Source organism: Nocardiopsis sp. B62, from assembly GCF_018070675.1.
GTDB classification, from domain to species: Bacteria; Actinomycetota; Actinomycetes; order Streptosporangiales; family Streptosporangiaceae; genus Nocardiopsis; species Nocardiopsis prasina.
In genome coordinates, this window is sequence record NZ_JAGPXK010000001.1 from 254915 (window position 1) to 272725 (window position 17811).

A 17811-nucleotide genomic window follows, 5' to 3' on the forward strand; every position below is an offset into this window, starting at 1 on the left:
TTCAAAACAGAGTGTTCATCGCTCGATCAGCCGAGGACGCCGGTTCCGCGGCCGCGAGCCCGAAGCGCGCGGACCGCACGCCCCTTCCACACCAGCCCCTGTCGGGGGGAGAACAGGTAGGCCAGGGTGAACGCGATCGCCTGGGCCAGCACGATGCAGCCGCCGGTGGACACGTTCAGGTGGAAGCTGGTGAACACGCCCACCACGGCGGCGGCCACAGCCACGGCCGCCGAGATCAGGAGCATCCGCTCGAAGCGGTCGGTGAGCAGGTAGGCGGTCGCTCCGGGGATGATCACCATGGCCACGACCAGGATGATCCCCACCGCCTGGAGCGCGACCACCACCGTCACCGACAGCAGTCCCAGCAGCAGGGTCTCCAGCAGGCGCGGGTTGACACCGATGGCGTGGGCGTGGACCGGGTCGAAGGCGTACATGGTCAGGTCGCGGTGCTTGTACCAGACCACGACCAGCACCACCGCGGCCAGGACCAGCACCTGGAGGATGTCGGAGTCGGAGACCCCCAGCACGTTGCCGAACAGGATGTGGCTGAGGTCGGTCTGGCTGGGCACCCGCGAGAGCATCACCAGGCCCAGGGCGAACATGGCGGTGAAGACCACGCCGATCACGGCGTCCTCCTTCACCCGTGAGGTGCGGTTGATCACTCCGATCAGCGCCACAGAGCCGCCCCCGAACACCAGGGCGCCCAGGGCGAAGGGCATGCCGAACATGTAGGAGAGCACCACTCCGGGCAGGACCGCGTGTGAGACCGCGTCGCCCATCAGCGACCAGCCCACCAGCGTCATCCAGCAGGAGAGCACGGCGCAGACCACGCCCGCCACGACGCTCACCAGCAGCGCCCGCTGCACGAACTCGAACCGCATCGGCACCGTGAACCATTCCACGAGCGCGATCAGGACGTCCACGAACGTCGCTCCTCACTGGGGTGGATGCCGAACGCCTCGAGGAGCACGTCCGGTAGCAGGACCTTCTCGGGTGGACCGTGCGCGATCACGCGCTGTTGGAGCAGGACGGCCTCGTCGCACAGGGCCGGTACCTGGGCCAGGTCATGGGTGGACACCAGCAGGGTGTGCCCGGTCTGGCGCAGTTGCAGGAGCAGGTCGGTGATGGTGGCCTCCGAGCGTTTGTCCACGCCCGCGAAGGGTTCGTCCAGGAGCAGCACGTCGGCGTCCTGGGCGATGGCGCGCGCGACGAAGGCGCGTTTGCGTTGGCCTCCGGAGAGTGCCCCGATCTGACGGTCGGCCAGGTGGGTGAGGTCGGTGCGGGCCAGCGCGTGGTCCACGGCCTCGCGGTCGGCGGCGCGAGGGCGGCGCCTGCGGCCCATGTGCCCGTAGCGGCCCATCATGACCACGTCCCGCACCCGCACGGGGAAGGCCCAGTCCACCTGCTCGGACTGGGGGACGTAGCCGACCAGGCCCTTGCGGCGGGCGGCGGCGTTGCCCATGCCCAAAAGACGGACCCGCCCGTGGTCGACGGGGACCAGGCCGAGCACGGCCTTGAACAGGGTGGACTTGCCGGAGCCGTTCATGCCGAGCAGCCCGCACACCCGGCCGGGCTCCACGGACAGGTGGACGTCGTCCAGGGCGAGGACCTCGCCGTAGTGAACGGTGGCTCCGGTCACCTCGATGGCGGCGGTCACCGGTTCTGCTCCCTCATGGCGGTCTCCTTCCTCACTCGCCGGTCAGGCCGGCGACGATGGCCTCCGCGTCGTGGCGGAGCAGGTCGAGGTAGGTGGGAACGGGGCCGTCGGACTCGGAGAGCGAGTCGACGTAGAGCGTCTGACCCATGGCTGCGCCGGTCTCGCGGATCACGGAGCGTTGGGCGCTGTCGTTGACCGTGCTCTCACAGAACACTGTGGGCACGTCGTTGTCGCGGACGAACTCGGACACGGCGGCGATCTGTTGGGGGGTGCCCTCGCGTTCGGCGTTGACCGGCCACAGGTACTGCTCGGCGAGTCCGGCGTCGCGGGCGAGGTAGGAGAAGGCCCCCTCACAGGTCACCAGGGCTCGGGAGGACTCGGGTACCTCCGCGAGTTCGGTCTCCAGGTAGGTGCCGACCTCGGCGATCTCCTCCTTGTAGCCCTCGGCTGCCTCGGCGTAGACCGCCTCTCCTTCGGGGTCGAGTTCGGTGAGGGCGTCGCGGATGTTGTCGACGTAGACCAGGGCGTTGTCGGGGGACATCCAGGCGTGCGGGTTGGGTTCGCCCTCGTAGCCGCCCGAGGAGACGGGGATGGTCTCGATGCCCTCGCTCAGCACGGCGGTGGGGGCGTCCACGCGTTCGGTGAACTGCTGGAACCATGCCTCCAGGCCCAGGCCGTTCTCCAGGATGAGGTCGGCGTCCTGGCCGCGCACGAGGTCGTCGGGGGTGGGTTCGTAGCCGTGGATCTCCGCGCCGGGTCGGGTGAGGGAGGCGACCTCGACGCGGTCGGCGGCGACATTCTCCGCCATGTCGGCGATGACGGTGAAGGTGGTGAGGACGACGAGGCGGTCGTCGTCGCGGTCGGTTCCGGCGGAGGTGGAACAGGCGCTGAGAGCCAGGGCCAGTGTGACCCCGGGGATCACGGTGGACCAGGTGTTTGAAGAGAACCCATCTCTAAAGTTCGGCACGCCTAACTTTTACCACAAGCGGGTCAAACTGCGCATCGGGGAGCTTGCCGTAGATCGTCGAAGTCGCCAGGCGCGCGGGGGCCGCTCACGACGCCAACCGGGCCGCCGTCGCCGAAAGGGCCTGGACCCCGCTGGCCAGGCAGGGCCACACGGGCGATCGTCACCCTCGGGGGCCTGATGCTCAACACGGGTCGGAGGAGGAGGGCCCGGGACTGGTGGCGCCGGGCCGCAGACCGAGGCGACACCTCGGCGATGTTCCTCTTCGGGGCATCCCTGGCCGTGTCAGGTCGGATGAGTAAGGCAGGTTGCGTCGGGCTGCCGACCCGGGCCACGCCGAGGCGATGGTCACCCTCGGGAGGCTGCTGGAGGACGCGGGTCAGTTCGAGGAGGCCAGGACCTGGTTGCTTCGGAACGGTGCGATGGCCAGAGTCGCAGCCTTGGCGCCGCCAGGCGGTGAGTCCGACCGTTCCAGGCGACCGGTCGCGATCCGCGTCCGGGCGACTCCGCTCCGCCAGGGGACCGGCGGGGCTTTCCTGCGTCCTGGTCGGTTGGCTGCTTTGGCTCGTGTGGTTGGACGGGCCGCCTGGGGAGGGATGGCTGGTGTTCGGTCCGTCGACCCGCCGTCACCGCTCCGCGGCCCGTCTGCCCTCATTCGCCGGAAGGCCCCTGGTGCTCACGGATTCCGTCGAGGAGGAAGGTGGTGCGGCGGTCGTAGGCGTCGCGGGGCGGGCGGGCGCCGTGTTTGAGTGCGAGCGCGGTGTCGACGATGAGCGCGTGGAGGTCATCCGTCGTGAACTCCGGTCGCAGGACTCCGGCGGCGTGACCAGCGGAGACGAGTTCGTCGTAGATCTCGCCCGCGACCCGGCATATGTCCATCAGCTGCTGGGAGTGGGGGTACTCCTGAAGCAGGACGTCGTTGGCGGTGGGTTGGCGGTACTGGAGGTCGCGGATCGCGGTGACGTAGTACGCGATCCGCTCCCCCGCGTCGTCGAGTGCCCGAGCGTGGTCGATCACGGCGCGGAGCTCGCGCGCGACGACCTCTTCGATGACGGCTTCGATGAGTCCGATCCGGCCGCCGAACCTGTTGAAGATCGTGGCCTTGCTCACCCCCGCGGCCCTGGCCACCTCTTCCAGCGGCACGCTCAGGCCTCGCCCCCGGAACGCACCGATCGCGGCGTGGCGGATCTGCTCGGTGTTGCGCTGGGCATCGGCGCGCAGCCGGGGCCTCTCGGATGCCGCACCGCTCATGGTTCCCACCGCTCTCCGCTGCTCCGACCGTAACTTGACTGCGTTGGTCAGGTTATCTAGCGTCGTTGCCAACGTGAAACTGACCCCACTGGTCAACTTGAGGGAAACGGTGCCACCGGACCACTTCCAGTGCGGGCACACACTGCGGGCACACAGCGAAAGGCCACCAGCATGATCGTCGTCACCGGCGCCACCGGCACCCTCAACGGGGCCACCGTCGAACACCTCCTCGAACGCGTGCCCGCCGACCGGATCGGTGTCAGCGTGCGCGACGTCTCCAGGGCCCAGCACTTCGCGGACCGCGGCGTGCGCGTGCGTCAGGGCTCCTACGAGGAACCGGCCGCCCTGCGGGACTCCGTCGCTGGTGCCGACCAGGTGCTCCTGGTGTCCGGGAACGACCCGACCGCCGACATGGTGGGGCTGCACCGCAACGCGATCGAGGCCGCCGTCGCGGCCGGCGCCCGGAGGATCCTGTACACCAGCCAGCATGGTGCCGCGATCGACGGCCCCTACCCTCCTGCGGCCGTTCACGCCGCCACTGAGGCGATCCTCGCCGATTCCGGTGTCGCATGGACCTCCCTGCGCTACGGCTTCTTCGCCCACAGCTTCGCCTCCATGCTCGGGCCGTGGCGGGAGACCGGGGTGATCACGGCCCCGGCCGACGGGCCCGTCCCGTGGACCTCCCCCGCCGACCTGTCCGAGGCCACGGCGGTCGTTCTCTCCGGTGAGCGCTCCCTCGACGGGGCCGCCACCCTGATCGCCGGAGAGGCCGTCACTCTCGAGGACTTCGCGGCGATCGCCTCCGAACTCGGCGGCCACCCCGTCGAACGCGTCGTCGTTGACGATGAACAGTGGGTCGCCGACCAGACGGCGAACGGTGTTCCGGAGCAGGCGGCCCGCTTCATGCTCACCATGTTCCGCGCGACCCGCGAGGGGTACTTCGCGCAACCGGACCCGCTGCTGGCCGAACTCCTCGGCCGTGAACCCCGGGGCGTCGCCGACCAACTCGCCGAGCAGGTCGGGGCGTGAGGGGCTCGGGTGGTGGGCGAGGGAAAATCACCCTCTGACCACCGTCCCGAACCGGGGGCACCGGGCGGGGTGCTGCGATCCGATCCGGTGGCCTTCGCCCGCAACCAGGGCACGTCCAACGGCCCGCCCCACAACAGCCTCGCCGTCGACACTGGCCGGTCCTGAACGGCCCGAGCCCCACGAGGAGACCTCTTGAGCTTCGACACACCCAACGGCACCCGTGGCGTCCAGATGCCGCCCGCTGAGCAGATGCGGCAGATGAACGCCGGGGTGATCGCCGACATCCGGGCCGGCGGCAGCGGCCCCGAGGGAATGAACGCCCTGGTGCTGACCACGATCGGCCGCAGGTCCGGGGAGGAACGCCACACGCCGGTCGCCTACTTCCCGCTGGGCGACGGCTCCTACGTCATCGTCGCCTCCGCGGCCGGGTCCGCCAAGCAGCCGCTGTGGTACCGCAACCTGGCCGCGGCCCCCGATCGAGTGCGGGTGGTGGTCGCCGGAGCCGAGTTCCCCGTCACGGCCGAGGAGCTGGCCGGGGACGAACGCGACCGCACCTGGAACCAGATCACCACGGTCTCCCCGGCGTTCGCCCAGTACGAGCAGGACACCGACCGCACGATCCCCGTCATTCGACTCCGTCCCGTAGCCAGGGCGCAGGGCTGAGAGAAGCCGAGGGAACGGTGACCGGTAACCGGCGTCCGTTCCATCCCGGGGGTTCCCGGGCCGACCCGGCTGGCAGGGGTCCGCTCCGCACCGAGCGGACCCCTGCCACGCGCACCCCCCGTTCCAGGAGCGGAGCGCGACCGCCTGACGGGGACGGGACGCGACCGAACGCGGGGTTCCCGCCTGTGGGTGTTCCTTTCGGGTCGACGGCAACCCCGTTACAGCCATTGCAGTCATGACTGCAATGGCTGTAATCTGCCCGCATGAACGAACCCACCGAGGACGAACTGGCCTTCGTCGACGACGTCGCCGTGTTCTTCGAACGCGAGGGCCTGCCGCTGATCTCCGGCCGGGTCATCGGCTGGCTGCTGATCAGCGACCCGCCCGAGCAGAGCGCCGCACGCCTGGCCGAGGTGCTCCAGGTCAGCCGCAGCTCCATCAGCAGCGCGACCCGCATGCTCACCCCCAGCGGTCTGGTCGAGGGGGTGCGCAAACGCGGCGAGCGCCAGGAGTACTTCCGGATCGCCGCCGACGGCTGGAGCCGCATGCTGGAGCGCCGCTACGCCCTGGCCACCAGCTTCCGTCAGGTCACCGAACGCGGACTCAGGGCCCTGGAGGACGCCCCACCCGAGCGCCGCGAGCGCCTGGCCAACGTCCACGAGCTCTACGGGTTCCTGGAGACCGAACTCCCCGCCATGCTCCAGCGCTGGCGCGACCGACGTGAGGACCACACATGAGCGGCCCCGACTTCCACCGAGAGCACGTGGCCCTTCCCGAGGGGCGCCTGAGCGTCATCGTCGAGGGCCCCGAGGACGCCCCGCCGGTGCTGCTGCTGAGCGGCGCGGGAGTGGACAGCGCCACCATGAGCTGGCGCCACCTCATCCCCGACCTCGCCCGGGACCACCGGGTCATCGCCCCGGACTGGCCCAAACAGGGGCTGAGCACCCCGTGGAACGGATTCGCCGACCACGCCGCCCTCCAACGCTGCGTGCTCGCGACCCTAGACCAGTACGGCGTCGACCGGGCCGCCGTCGTCGGGATGTCCCAGGGCGGCGCGATGACCCTCGCCACCGCCATCGACCACCCCGACCGCGTCGAACGCCTCGTGGCCATCGCTCCCGGGGGTACCCTGTCCTTTCCGCCCGTCTACCACCAGCTCCTGTGGCTCGTCTCCCGGAGCCACCTGCTCAACACCTCCCTGCCCGCGATGATGGTCGGCAACAGGAAGCGGACCGAGGCCTTCGTCCGCACGGCACTGTTCGCCGGACCCGCCCCCGACCAGGACGAGGTCGTCGACGAGGTCATGGCCGAGATGGACGCCCACGGCGCGGGATCCTCGGACTGGCAGAACGCCTCCATCGGCCCTTGGCGGATGAACGTGGACCTGCGTCCGCGCCTGGGTGAGATCCGCTGCCCGGCCCTGTTCGTCCAGGGTGACAAGGACATGGGCGTCAAGCCCGCCACCACCGTCGCCGCCGCCAAGGCGGTGCCCGGAGCCCGCCTCGAACTCCTCGCGGGCCAGGGGCACTGGGTCAACCGTCAGTCACCCCATACGGTGAACCGCCTTGTCAGGGACTTCCTGGCCGAAGCTGACACCTGAGCCGTCAGTCGATGTACGCCCCGAGGTCCGATCCTTCCTAGAATGGGCGACCTGACGTGTGAACTCCCGCCCCGCCCCCGCGGCCGTCACGTCGCCCGTACCTTCGGCCCCCGTCCCACAGGAGTCCCAGGTGGTCCTTCCCCACCGCACACTGCGTGAGCGCTACGAACTGCACTCCGAGGTCGGGCGAGGAGGAATGGGCCGGGTCTGGCGGGCGCACGACACCGGACTCAATCGGACCGTGGCGGTCAAGGAGATCCTGCTGGGTCCGGGCCTGGACGAGGAGGAACGCGCTCGGGTGGCCGCCCGGGCACGCCGGGAGGCCCAGGCCACCGCGATGGGCCAGCACCCCAACATCGTGACCGTGTACGACATCGTCGAGGACGACGGTCGCCCGTGGATCGTCATGGAGCTGCTGGACGGCGACTCCCTGATGCGCCTGATGCGCGAGCGCGGCCCGGTCCCGCCACAGCGGGCAGCAGCCTGGGGGCTGGGCCTGCTCGACGCGCTCGAGACCGCCCACGGCCAGGGCATCACCCACCGCGACGTCAAACCCGAGAACGTCATGGTCACCGCGGCGGGCCGGGTGGTGCTCACCGACTTCGGGATCGCCACGATCGTGGACACCGCCGCCGTCACCCAGACCTCCGGGGTGATGGGCTCCGCGGCCTACGTGGCACCCGAACGGCTCAACTCCCGGCCCGCCACCCCCGCCAGCGACCTCTGGTCCCTGGGCGCCACCCTGTACCACGCGGTCACGGGGGTGTCCCCCTTCCTGCGTGAGGGCGTCCCGGCGACCCTGCACGCGGTGCTCAGCGCGGACCCGCCCGAGATCCTGCCCGGTCCGCTGGGCGATGCCGTTCGCGGACTGCTGGTCAAGGACCCCGACCGCCGACTGGACGCGCGGGGCTGTCGCGAGCTGCTGAGCGCCGCCGCTCGGGGAGAGACCGGGACCTCGGCCCTGACCGTGGCACACCTCCCCCCGGCCGCGCCGGGCGCGAGTGACTCCACCCCACCGGGGACGACCGGCTTTCCGGGCGCGACCGGGCCCGTGGGGACGACGGTCGCCTTCGGGCCCCCGACCGCCTCCGAACCCACCCCCGCCACGCCTGACGGGGCCACCGCCGCACGGCGCCCACGACGCCTGACCTGGCCCGTGGTGGTGCTCACCCTGGGCCTGGCCGCCCTGCTGATCACCGCCTCCCTGGTCGTCGTCGACCGCTGGGGCGGATCCGGCCAGGAGGGTTCGCCGAGCCACGAGGCCGGTGTCCCCACCGACGCGGGGGACCCCACCGCCCCGGTCACAGAGGAGGACGAGGTCCCCTCCGCGGAGGGTATGACCTGGACAGAGGACCCCGAGGGGTTCGCCCTGCTGGTCCCCGACGGCTGGGAGCGCCGCACGGACGGCGCCAGCGTCTTCTACGATTCCCCCACGTCCAAGGCCTACCTCCAGATCGACCGCACCCCCCACTCGATCGAGGACGAGTACGAGCACGTGCTGGAGCAGGAGAGCAACTCCGTCGCGGAGAACCGGCTGCCCGGGTACGAACGGATCAGGGTGGAGGACGTCACGTCCCGGACCTCCTTCGTCTCGGCGGCCGACTGGGAGTTCAGCTGGGACCGGGGCGAGGGCGCCTGGCGCCTGCTGGCCCGCAACATCAACGCCACCGAGGGCGAGTTCTACACGCTGGCCTGGTCCTCCGGTGAGGACGTCTGGGCCGAGGACACCTCGCTACGGGAGCAGGCGATCTCCTCCTTCGAACCGTTCTGACCGCGGTGGTGCGACGGCCCCGGTACGCTCGACCCGTTCCAACGCGAGTACAAGGGAGGTAGCGGGGGTGTCCCACACCTGGACCGCGATCGACTTCGAGACCGCCAACCAGGACCGCGGCAGCGTCTGCGCCGTGGGTCTGGTCCGGGTGAGCGAGGGGCGGGTGGTCGACCGGTTCACCACTCTCATCCGCCCACCGGAGCCGGTCTCGTTCTTCTCCCGGCACAACACCGCCGTGCACGGCATCACCGCCGGGGACGTCGCCCACGCGCCCACCTGGGAGAGGGTGCGAGACCAGGTGATCGAGTTCGCCAGGGGCGGGGCGCTGGTGGCGCACAACGCCCCCTTCGACATGGGGGCGCTTCGCCAGGCCTGCGCCCACACCGGGCTGGCGCTGCCCGCCTTCGACTACGCCTGCACGCTGGCGCTGTCCCGGCGCACCTGGGACCTGCCCGACCACCGCCTTCCCACGGTGTCCGCGCACGTGGGCCACACGATCACCCGACACCACCGGGCCGACGCCGACGCCGAGGCGGCCGCGCACATCATGATCGCGGCCATGCGACGCCACGGCACCGGCACGCTGCCCGAACTCAGCCGTGTCAGCGGGCTGCGCCTGGGCCGTCTGGAGGCGGTCAGTGCCACGCCCGCTCCGGCGGCCGTCCCGCTGATCACCGCCGTGGTGGAGGCCCCCGCCCGCGAGGACCGGTTCGGTCGCTGGCAGCGGGCCGCGCAGACCCCGCTCCCCCAACCGTCCGCCGACGCCGACCCGGCCGGACCGCTCTACGGCCGTACGGTGTGCGTCTCCGGTGACCTGCGCGCCATGGACAAGCCCGAGGTGTGGAAGCGCATCGCCGAGGCCGGTGGCCAACCCGCCAAGAACGTCACCAAGAAGACCGACGTCCTGGTGGTGGCCGACAGCGACCACGGAGGCAAGACCTCCAAGCACAAGCAGGCCGAGGCCTACATCGCCAAGGGCCAGAGCATCGACATCATCACCGAACCCGAGCTCATGGGCCGCCTCGGCGTCACCTCCCTGTGAACCCTGCGGGCACGGGAACGCCGGGCGAGGAGGACCCCGCCTCCCCCACCCGGGGGAACACCGGACGGAGGCGACACCGGACATGAACAGGACCGCCGACCCACTCCAGACCGTCGTGATCACCGGCGCCGCAGGGGTCGTGGGCACCCTCCTGCGCCCGCGCCTGGTCCGCCCGGGGCGACTCCTGCGGCTCGTGGACATCGTCGAACCCCCGCCCGCCGCCGAGGGCGAGGCCGTGGAAACGGTCCGCGCCGACGTCACGGACCTGGACGCGATGACCTCCGCCTTCGAGGGCGCCCACACCGTCATCCACCTGGCCGGGTTCAGCCTGGAGGAGCGCTGGGAGGACATCCTGGAGGTGAACGTCCACGGGACCCGGCAGGTCCTGGAGGCGGCCCGCCGTGCGGGCGGCCCCCGGGTGGTCTTCGCCAGTTCCAACCACGCGGTGGGCTTCCACCCTCGCGGTGACGGTGACCCCGGGGAGTTCGCCTTCCCCCGCCCCGACACCCACTACGGGGTGGGCAAGGTCGCTGGGGAGGCCCTGGCGCGGCTCTACCACGACCGTTACGGGCTGGACACGGTGTGCGTGCGGATCGGGTCGTGCCAGCCGCTCCCCACCGACACCCGCATGCTGGCGACCTGGCTCTCCCCCGACGACTGCGCCCGCCTGATGGAGGCGGTCATCGCCCACCCCGCCCCGGGCTTCCGCCTGGTGTGGGGGGTGTCGGACAACACCCGCCGCTGGTGGTCGTTGGAGGGGGCGCGTGAGCTCGGTTACGAACCCCGGGACGACGCCGAGGCCCACGCGGCCGCGCTCCTGGGGGCCGAAGGAGACGAACCCGACCCGACCCGGCCGCCCCACGACCGCGTCGGCGGACCCTTCTGCGACCCCGCCCTGGACACCGACCATCTGGAGGAGCGCGCCGCCCGACGCGCCCGCCAAAACCGAGGGTGACGACCTGACCGGGACTGCGCCGCCGTCATCTGGGACAATTCCTGTGCGAAACCCCGTGCGCCCCGTTCCACGACGCGCGTCGCACCGGGGGCGTCCCATCGGAAGGAACATCCCGTGACCACCGCAAGCAGCCCCACACCGCCCGCCGAGCTCCTTGAGTCGGCCCGGCGCGACCACGCCGCCCTGGTCGAGCGTGGACTCTCCCTGAACCTGACCCGGGGCAAGCCGTCCGCGCGCCAGCTGGACCTGTCCGCCGAACTGCTCGAACTGCCCCGAGGCCGCTACACCGCCGCAGACGGCACCGACTGCCGCAACTACGCGGGCGCCCCCCAGGGCCTGCTGGAGCTGCGGGAGATCTTCGCGGACCTCCTCCAGGTCCCGGTCGAGCAGCTGATCGCGGCGGGCAACGCCAGCCTCGAGCTCATGCACGACAGCCTGGCCAACGCCTTCCTGGGCACGGTTCCCGGCGGGACCGGACGCTGGGCGGACGCCGAGCGGGTCGCGTTCCTGTGCCCGGTCCCCGGATACGACCGGCACTTCGCGCTGTGCGAGCGCTTCGGCATCGAGATGATCCCGGTGCCGATGACCGACCAGGGCCCCGACATGGACGTGGTCGAGCGTCTGGTGAGCACCGACGCCGACATCAAGGGCATCTGGTGCGTGCCCAAGTACAGCAACCCCGACGGTGTCTCCTACTCCGACGAGGTCGTGCGACGCCTGGCCGCGATGCCCACCGCCGCCCCGGACTTCCGGATCTTCTGGGACAACGCCTACGCGGTGCACCACCTGACCGACGAGGAGGTGGAGATCGCCGACCTCCTCGGTGCCTGCGCCGAGAGCGGCAACCCCGACCGCGCCCTGGTCTTCGGGTCCACCTCCAAGGTCACCTTCGCCGGTGCCGGGGTGGCCTTCCTGGGCTCCTCGCCCGCGAACCTGAGCTGGTACCAGGGGCTCGCCGGGAAGCGCTCCATCGGCCCGGACAAGATCAACCAGCTGCGGCACGCCATGTTCCTGGGTGACGCCCAGGGCGTGCGCGCGCACATGCGCCGCCACCGCGAGCTGCTGGAGCCCAAGTTCGAGACCGTGGAGCGCATCCTCACCAAGAGCCTCGGCGGCACCGGTCTGGCGACCTGGTCCACCCCCAAGGGCGGCTACTTCGTGCGCCTGGACGTGCTGGACGGCTGCGCCCGTGAGGTGGTGCGCCGGGCGGCCGAGGCCGGGATCGCGCTCACCCCCGCCGGTGCCACCCACCCCTACGGTGAGGACCCGCAGGACCGCACCATCCGCATCGCGCCCTCCTTCCCGGAGCTGGACGCGCTGGAGGAGGCCATCGAGGCTCTGGCCGTGTGCGTGCGCCTGGTCGGTGCCGAGAAGCTGGTCGCCGAGCAGGGCTGATCCCCCGCCGGTCGCCGTGATCGCGAGGCGCCCCCGTCCCACTCGGACGGGGGCGCCTCGCGTCGGTCGTCAGGGGGTGACGTCGATGTTGGTCAGCCCACGGGTGGCGTCGCTGACGGTGTTGGAGGCGTGCACCACGTTGGGCTCACCCGCGCAGTCGGACTGGCTCCACAGAGCGATCGCGAAGCCGCCCACCCCGCCCAGGTCCGAGTGGTTGTCGCGGAAGACGTTGCCGCAGCCCGCGCCGTCGACCTGCTGCGTGCTGGTGTAGCCGTGCGCGAACACCCCGGGCCGCTCGAAGGTCCCGGTGTTGTGCTCGAACACGTAGCCGTTGCCCTTGACGTCCACCCAGCTGTCCGCGAAGTTCTGGCCGGAGATGCCCCGTCCGTCGAAGGTGTTCCCTGAGATGCGGCCGTCGCGGGTGCCCTCCTTGATGTCGAGGTGCTCTCCTCGGACGTCGGGACCGAAGTGGTTGCCGGTGACCTCGGTGCGGTCGCTGCGGTCCACGCCGTCGTCGCCCCCGAAGCAGCCCCAGTTGCTGTGCGCCGACCCCAGGTAGACGCCCTCACCGAAGCCCGGCTGCACGCGGCCGGTGTCGGTGATGCGGGAGTCGCGGACGGAACCGTCCGAGCTGGAGCTGCGAAAGTGCACGCCCTCGTCGTCCGTGCCGCGCACCTCCAGGTCGCTCAGGTGGACGTGGTCGGAGCGGTCGATCACGACCCCCTTCTTGGAGTCGGCGACGGTGAGACCCCGCACGTTCCAGTGGTCGGCCTCGTGGAGCCACAGGCCGTAGCCGCTGCTGTGGGTGTCGGGGGCGGGGCAGCCGCTGCCCGAGGTGGGTTCGTCGTTGACCAGGACGGCGTCGGAGGGGCCGGTCAGGGTGATGGGGGCGCCGCTGGTCCCGGGGGTGGTGGCGACGAAGGAGCCGACGTACTCACCGCTGTCCAGAGTGATGGTCTGTCCCGGCTGGGCGTTGGCCAGGGCCTCCTCCAGGGCGGGGGCGTTCGAGACCCGGACGTCGGCTGGGACGGGCTCGGCGTGCGCGGGGAGCGCCGAGGCCGTCAGCGCGACCGCTCCTGCGGCGGCCAGACAGAGGGACAGGCGTCGGGTGCGGGGGGTGGGCACGGGGCAGACCTCCGTGTCGGAGTGGGGGCCTCACTGTGAGTGAGGGTGTGACCACCGACCCTAGGGTGGGCTGGGCTCGCCATCAAGGGGGGTACCCCGCCGCTCCCCGGCAGGACCCGCGTACTCGGCGGGAGTCGCGACGCTTCCCCGCCTCCGAGGTGCGGGAGCAACTCCGACGGTGCCTGCTTCGCGGCCGCCCCGCTGATGGCCGGGCGCGACGTCCACGCCGAGAACACCCGGCGCGGACGTCGTCGCGTACCCGCCCGCCCCGCCGGGTCGGGGCGCCTACCTGGTCGTTCGGGCCGCAGCCGTGGGTGACCTCGTGGGTGGGCGCCCTGCTCACCGTCGGCTCAGCGCGTGAAGCACGTCTTCAGGTAGCTCAGGAACGATGCCTGTAGGCCGGTGACGTGCGTTTCCTGCAACATCGCGCTCGAGACGTCCTGCGATCGTCCCTTGCTGTGTAGCGCTTCCACGACCGAGAGGACGTTGCGGGCCAGCCCGCGATAGATCGGAACGTCTCCCAGCAGTTCGAGTTCGTTCAGCGTGACGTGCAACCGTGGAGCGGCCGAGTCCGCACCCCGCTCGGGCAGGGCCTCGACCAGGTCGAACACCTGGCTGTCCGGCCCCACGACACCGGGGCTGCCCGCACCGAAGGTCGTGAACGGGGCCGTCCCGCGAAGCCATGCGTAGAGGGTGAAGAGGCCTCCGTAGGAGTAGCCGAAGAGGCCGTGCCCGGACTCGCTGACGCGCAGCCGCGACCGCAGACGAGGGTGGAGTTCGTTGGCGAGGAAGTCGAGGAAGACGTCGGCGTGGGTGTCCGACAGCTCGGCGAGGTAGGCGTCCACCTGAGCCTGGGTCATCGCACCCGAGTCGCGAGCCGCCGCGAGGGTCGTCAGCGTCTCGCCGCCGACGGGTTCTCCAGGTGGCACGAGATCGCGGTTGCGAAGGTGTGCCCACTGTGCGGCCTCCTCGCCGGCGTAGCCGACGCTGACCTGGATGTACGGGGTTATCGCGAGATACGGGTCCGCCTGGGTGACGATGAGGGGCGCGGTGAGGCCCACGGCGTAGTTGCCGTCCATCACGTAGATCAACGGCAGGGGATCCGTGGAGTCCGCGTAGCCGGGGGGTGTGGTCACCCAGACGCCGTAGCTGTGCCCCGACTCCGCCGTGACCTCCAGGTACTCCGTGTCTGCGAGGCAGCCGTGCAACATCTCGCTCATCGAGCTTCTCCTTTCGCGATGCGCCCGCCCTCACGTCGAGGGCGGCCATGTCCGGTTCGGTGAACACCGTTGCGTCCTGGAGTGGGTCCCGCCGCCGGGCGACCCTGCCGACCGCGTTCTGCGACGGTCGTCTCCCCCACGACGCGGCCCGTGACACACGGCGCCTGGTGTGCCCCGGGGGCACCGTCGCAGCCGCGCCCGCGGGGCTGACACCGCACAGGAGGTCCGCGTCGAGGCTGAGGGTCGCGGTGGCGAAGATGTCGGCGGTGAGCTCGGCGGCCGAGCATCGCCGTGACAGTGCCGACCGCCAGGCCCGAGTCGACCGCGGTCGACTCGGTGACCGATCCGTCCGCGACCGTGCCGCCGACGGACCATGAATGGCCATGGCACCTCCTCGCGGAGGCAGCGCCCACTGTCCTAAACACTGGTGAATTCGATGTGCGATAACGTACTCAACAGTGGTGAAGATGTCAACGGAGGTAGCGTGAGATCGCCGGTCGGGGAAGGGAAGGAGCGCCTCCTGGAGGCGCTGTTCAGTGAGTTCGGCGAGAGCGGCCCCAGCTCGAACCTGTCGATGCGTCAGATAGCGGAGCGGCTCGATGTGCACCACACGCTGCTGACCTATCACTTCGGATCGCGACCTGGTCTTCTGGGAGCCGTGCTGTCCGAGGCGCGCCGCCGCGACAACCTCGTCATTGCCGCGGCCGACAACGAACTCGGGTTCGTTCCCCTGTGCAGGGCCATCTGGAACTACTACTCGAACGCCGCACACGAGGATCGAACCCGTGCCTTCTTCCACCTGGTCGGACTGGCGGTCTACGAGCCCGACGCGTTCCAGGAGTTCGTCGCCGACATCGATGACCTGGCGCGCCTGCTCGAAGAGGCGGCTCTTCGCGACGGATCCACGCCGACGGACGCGAGGCAGCGGAGCCTGATCGCGATCTCGTGTCTGCGGGGTCTGTTGCTCCAGGGGCTGCTGACCCCCGACGCCGAGGTCGACGCCGCGGCCGAGCGCTTCATCATGTCGTTGGCGGCCGATCCCGCGTAGGCCGACCACCAACCGCACCATCCGGGCTGGCCAAGCGGGTTCACGCCTCCCACCAGGCGTTCGGGCGCAACGGCGGCACCGCTCGTGGCCTGCCACGCACCGGCCACGACGGAGCGGGCAGAGAGCTCCGGCTTCAACCCCGGGCGGTCCGCCGCCTCGGACTGGAAGCAACCGGTATGGCGGGATCACACCGGCGTCGAGGTCCGGTGGACGGCTGGCCGGGCCGGGGGTCGCAGGTGTCGTCCACAACGTGAGGAACCGGTGCCCCGGCCCGGCCATGGGGCGGTCCACCGAGGTGGGGTGGGGTTGACCGCAGGGTCGGGCCGTGGAGCGGGGAGTTCCGACACCCGTCGGACGATGCCCCGTTCTGTCGGCCCCGTCGAGGACAATGCCGGGTATGAGCGATCAGCGGCATCACACCATCGACTACGTGGAGATCCCGGTCACCGACCTGGCGGAGACCAAGCGGTTCTACACCGAGGCCTTCGGGTGGCGGTTCAACGACTACGGTCCCGCGTACGCGGGGATCCGCTCGGCTGACGGCTCCTCGGAAGTGGGCGGTCTCAACCCGGCCGGTGAGGTACGTGTCGGCGGCCCACTCGTCCTGCTCTACTCCGAGGACCTGGACCGCACGGTCGCGGACGTGGAACGCGCGGGCGGCCGTGTCCTCCAGGGCCCCTACGACTTCCCCGGTGGGCGGCGCTTCCACTTCGCCGACCCCAGCGGGAACGAACTGGGGGTGTTCGCGGACTCCTGAACCCGGGCGTGAGAACGCCCCGCCCCTGCGGGAGCAGGAGCGGGGCGCGGGACGCTACTGCTTGGGGAAGCGCAGCGTGGCCCCGGCGTCCGAGTCCGGGGTCTCGCGGTCGGTGCGGGTGTCCACGCTCTGTGCGGGCACGGGCAGCTCGGTGAAGTCGGCGTCGGACATCACCGCCGCCCGCAGCATGAGCGCGCTGGCCGGTGCTTGGAACCCGGCGTTGGGGTCGTCCAGGCCGCGCGGTGAGGTGTCCACCAGGACCGGCGAGTGGTAGGAGCCCCACAGCTGGGGTTCGTTCTCCCGGTCGGCTCCCAGCAGGAGCGTCTCCACCCGGGCCTCCGACAGCATCGGCAGGATGGAGCTGGTGCCCTTGACCGCCTGGTCGTGCGCGAGCTTGCGCTGGTAGTCGGAGTAGACCCGGGTCCGCTCCTCGTGGATGAGCTCGCGCAGGCACTCCTCCGCGTTCTCGTGCAGGCGTTCCTCGGCGTCGGTGCCGCCGCGCCCGCCGGAGACCACCTTGATGGGGATGGTGAGTTGGCGCGGGCCGAGGTTGTCGCGCAGGTAGGCGATGGCCTCGTCGTCTCCACCGGCGATGATCACGGCCGCGTCCACCCTGCGCACCGCCTCGCGGACCAGGTCCGCCACCTGGGCCGCGTTGCCCCGCCACCGGTCCTGCGCGGTGCCGGTGTCGGCGCGGCGTCCCCCGGCGTCACCGCGTTGACCGGGGAAGATACGGCTGGCCCCGTCGATGTTCTGCATGTTCTCACCCTCGTTGGCGGCCTCCATGACGGGGCCGCGCGTGGGGTGGCTGGGGTAGGCGAACACCTTGGCGTTGACCCGGTCCAGGGCCACGAGGACGTAGGGGAGGCGGCGGCCGCGGTCGATCGCCAGTGGGAGGGTGTCCGGGACGGGCAGGAACGAGGCCCGGTCCTGTGAGGGCGGCACAGCGAGGGTGTGCGCCCCCAGGAGCCTTCCCTCGGAGGCGTAGAGCGCCTGTCCGTGGTCACCGAAGGCGCGGGAGTTGCCCTCTCCGACGGCCTCCTCCAGAACGTCGAGGGTGGCCGCGTCGGTGCCGAGCGCCTCCAGTTCCTCGCGCAGGTGGCGCCAGCGCAGTTCGATCTTCTTGTCGGCGTCCGTGGTGTCCCGACTGGTGTCGAGGTGCACCGAGGCCACCGGGCCGTCGCTTTCGTACAGAGGTCGCAGAAAACCAAGGTCCATAGAGTCCGCGGGGCGTGTGTACCCCGCCCCGCCCACCTCCTTCTCGGGGTCGGCCTGCGGGCCATCTTGTGGGGCCATGGTGCGGGTTGGAAGGGCGCCGCGTCGATCCAGACACG

The 17811-nt window shown here is 70.9% G+C and carries 17 protein-coding genes; 10 read left to right on the forward strand and 7 right to left on the reverse strand.

From position 1 onward, the window contains the following. Positions 1-26 precede the first annotated feature (26 nt). The 4 genes from KBX21_RS01095 to KBX21_RS01110 form a co-directional block, all read right to left on the reverse strand. Complete coding sequence (locus KBX21_RS01095) at positions 27-923, reverse strand: metal ABC transporter permease (RefSeq protein ID WP_210840710.1); 897 nt, start codon at positions 921-923, stop codon at positions 27-29. After that, complete coding sequence (locus tag KBX21_RS01100) at positions 911-1657, reverse strand: metal ABC transporter ATP-binding protein (RefSeq protein ID WP_049573022.1); 747 nt, start codon at positions 1655-1657, stop codon at positions 911-913. Before KBX21_RS01100 ends, KBX21_RS01095 begins: the two co-directional genes overlap by 13 nt. A 31-nt stretch (positions 1658-1688) precedes the next feature. Further along, the gene (locus KBX21_RS01105) at positions 1689-2624 is read right to left on the reverse strand and encodes a metal ABC transporter substrate-binding protein (protein ID WP_210840711.1); all 936 of its coding nucleotides are present in this window, start codon (positions 2622-2624) and stop codon (positions 1689-1691) included. Positions 2625-3272: 648 nt separating this feature from the next. Then, positions 3273-3872 carry a TetR/AcrR family transcriptional regulator gene (locus KBX21_RS01110; RefSeq protein WP_210840712.1) on the reverse strand — a complete coding sequence of 200 codons (600 nt, stop codon included), beginning with the start codon at positions 3870-3872 and terminating at the stop codon, positions 3273-3275. Between the two features lie 171 nt (positions 3873-4043). On the opposite strand from KBX21_RS01110, the gene KBX21_RS01115 reads away from it, so the two are divergent. From KBX21_RS01115 to KBX21_RS01150, 8 genes are all read left to right on the forward strand, one after another. Continuing rightward, positions 4044-4901, forward strand: coding sequence for an NAD(P)H-binding protein (locus KBX21_RS01115; protein WP_210840713.1), 858 nt, complete (start codon positions 4044-4046; stop codon positions 4899-4901). Between the two features lie 192 nt (positions 4902-5093). Further along, entirely contained in the window at positions 5094-5564 is a 471-nt protein-coding gene (locus KBX21_RS01120; protein ID WP_082206479.1) for a nitroreductase/quinone reductase family protein, read from the forward strand. Positions 5565-5827: 263 nt separating this feature from the next. Next, a complete protein-coding gene (locus KBX21_RS01125) occupies positions 5828-6301 on the forward strand; it encodes a GbsR/MarR family transcriptional regulator (RefSeq protein ID WP_049573032.1) in 474 nt (157 codons plus the stop codon). Next, on the forward strand, positions 6298-7164 hold the full coding sequence (locus KBX21_RS01130) for an alpha/beta fold hydrolase (protein WP_210840714.1): 867 nt from the start codon (positions 6298-6300) through the stop codon (positions 7162-7164). Before KBX21_RS01125 ends, KBX21_RS01130 begins: the two co-directional genes overlap by 4 nt. A gap of 130 nt (positions 7165-7294) precedes the next feature. Next, complete coding sequence (locus KBX21_RS01135; RefSeq protein ID WP_210840715.1) at positions 7295-8935, forward strand: serine/threonine-protein kinase; 1641 nt, start codon at positions 7295-7297, stop codon at positions 8933-8935. 67 nt (positions 8936-9002) lie between these two features. Continuing rightward, positions 9003-9977, forward strand: coding sequence for an exonuclease domain-containing protein (locus KBX21_RS01140; protein WP_210840716.1), 975 nt, complete (start codon positions 9003-9005; stop codon positions 9975-9977). Positions 9978-10059: 82 nt separating this feature from the next. Beyond that, on the forward strand, positions 10060-10932 hold the full coding sequence (locus KBX21_RS01145) for an NAD(P)-dependent oxidoreductase (protein ID WP_049573047.1): 873 nt from the start codon (positions 10060-10062) through the stop codon (positions 10930-10932). A gap of 114 nt (positions 10933-11046) precedes the next feature. Continuing rightward, positions 11047-12327 carry an aminotransferase class I/II-fold pyridoxal phosphate-dependent enzyme gene (locus tag KBX21_RS01150; protein WP_210840717.1) on the forward strand — a complete coding sequence of 427 codons (1281 nt, stop codon included), beginning with the start codon at positions 11047-11049 and terminating at the stop codon, positions 12325-12327. Between the two features lie 69 nt (positions 12328-12396). Here the strand turns inward: KBX21_RS01150 and KBX21_RS01155 are convergent, their stop codons facing one another. Both KBX21_RS01155 and KBX21_RS01160 read right to left on the reverse strand, forming a co-directional pair. After that, positions 12397-13452 carry a NosD domain-containing protein gene (locus KBX21_RS01155; RefSeq protein ID WP_210840718.1) on the reverse strand — a complete coding sequence of 352 codons (1056 nt, stop codon included), beginning with the start codon at positions 13450-13452 and terminating at the stop codon, positions 12397-12399. 350 nt (positions 13453-13802) lie between these two features. After that, positions 13803-14672 carry an alpha/beta hydrolase gene (locus tag KBX21_RS01160; RefSeq protein ID WP_210840719.1) on the reverse strand — a complete coding sequence of 290 codons (870 nt, stop codon included), beginning with the start codon at positions 14670-14672 and terminating at the stop codon, positions 13803-13805. Positions 14673-15156: 484 nt separating this feature from the next. On the opposite strand from KBX21_RS01160, the gene KBX21_RS01165 reads away from it, so the two are divergent. Both KBX21_RS01165 and KBX21_RS01170 read left to right on the forward strand, forming a co-directional pair. Then, positions 15157-15720 (forward strand): TetR/AcrR family transcriptional regulator, encoded by a 564-nt coding sequence (locus tag KBX21_RS01165; RefSeq protein WP_210840720.1) that lies wholly within the window; start codon positions 15157-15159, stop codon positions 15718-15720. 397 nt (positions 15721-16117) lie between these two features. After that, entirely contained in the window at positions 16118-16477 is a 360-nt protein-coding gene (locus tag KBX21_RS01170; RefSeq protein ID WP_049573059.1) for a VOC family protein, read from the forward strand. A 54-nt stretch (positions 16478-16531) separates the two neighbouring features. On the opposite strand, the gene KBX21_RS01175 is transcribed toward KBX21_RS01170, so the two are convergent. Then, positions 16532-17695, reverse strand: coding sequence for a hypothetical protein (locus KBX21_RS01175; protein WP_049573062.1), 1164 nt, complete (start codon positions 17693-17695; stop codon positions 16532-16534). Positions 17696-17811: the final 116 nt, after the last annotated feature.

Coding starts and splice junctions, on each gene's coding strand:
- KBX21_RS01160 (WP_210840719.1), bottom strand. CDS start 14,672: ATGAGCGAGATGTTGCACGGCTGCCTCGCAGACACGGAGTACCTGGAG.
- KBX21_RS01170 (WP_049573059.1), top strand. CDS start 16,118: ATGAGCGATCAGCGGCATCACACCATCGACTACGTGGAGATCCCGGTC.
- KBX21_RS01115 (WP_210840713.1), top strand. CDS start 4,044: ATGATCGTCGTCACCGGCGCCACCGGCACCCTCAACGGGGCCACCGTC.
- KBX21_RS01145 (WP_049573047.1), top strand. CDS start 10,060: ATGAACAGGACCGCCGACCCACTCCAGACCGTCGTGATCACCGGCGCC.
- KBX21_RS01175 (WP_049573062.1), bottom strand. CDS start 17,695: ATGGACCTTGGTTTTCTGCGACCTCTGTACGAAAGCGACGGCCCGGTG.
- KBX21_RS01110 (WP_210840712.1), bottom strand. CDS start 3,872: ATGAGCGGTGCGGCATCCGAGAGGCCCCGGCTGCGCGCCGATGCCCAG.
- KBX21_RS01130 (WP_210840714.1), top strand. CDS start 6,298: ATGAGCGGCCCCGACTTCCACCGAGAGCACGTGGCCCTTCCCGAGGGG.
- KBX21_RS01125 (WP_049573032.1), top strand. CDS start 5,828: ATGAACGAACCCACCGAGGACGAACTGGCCTTCGTCGACGACGTCGCC.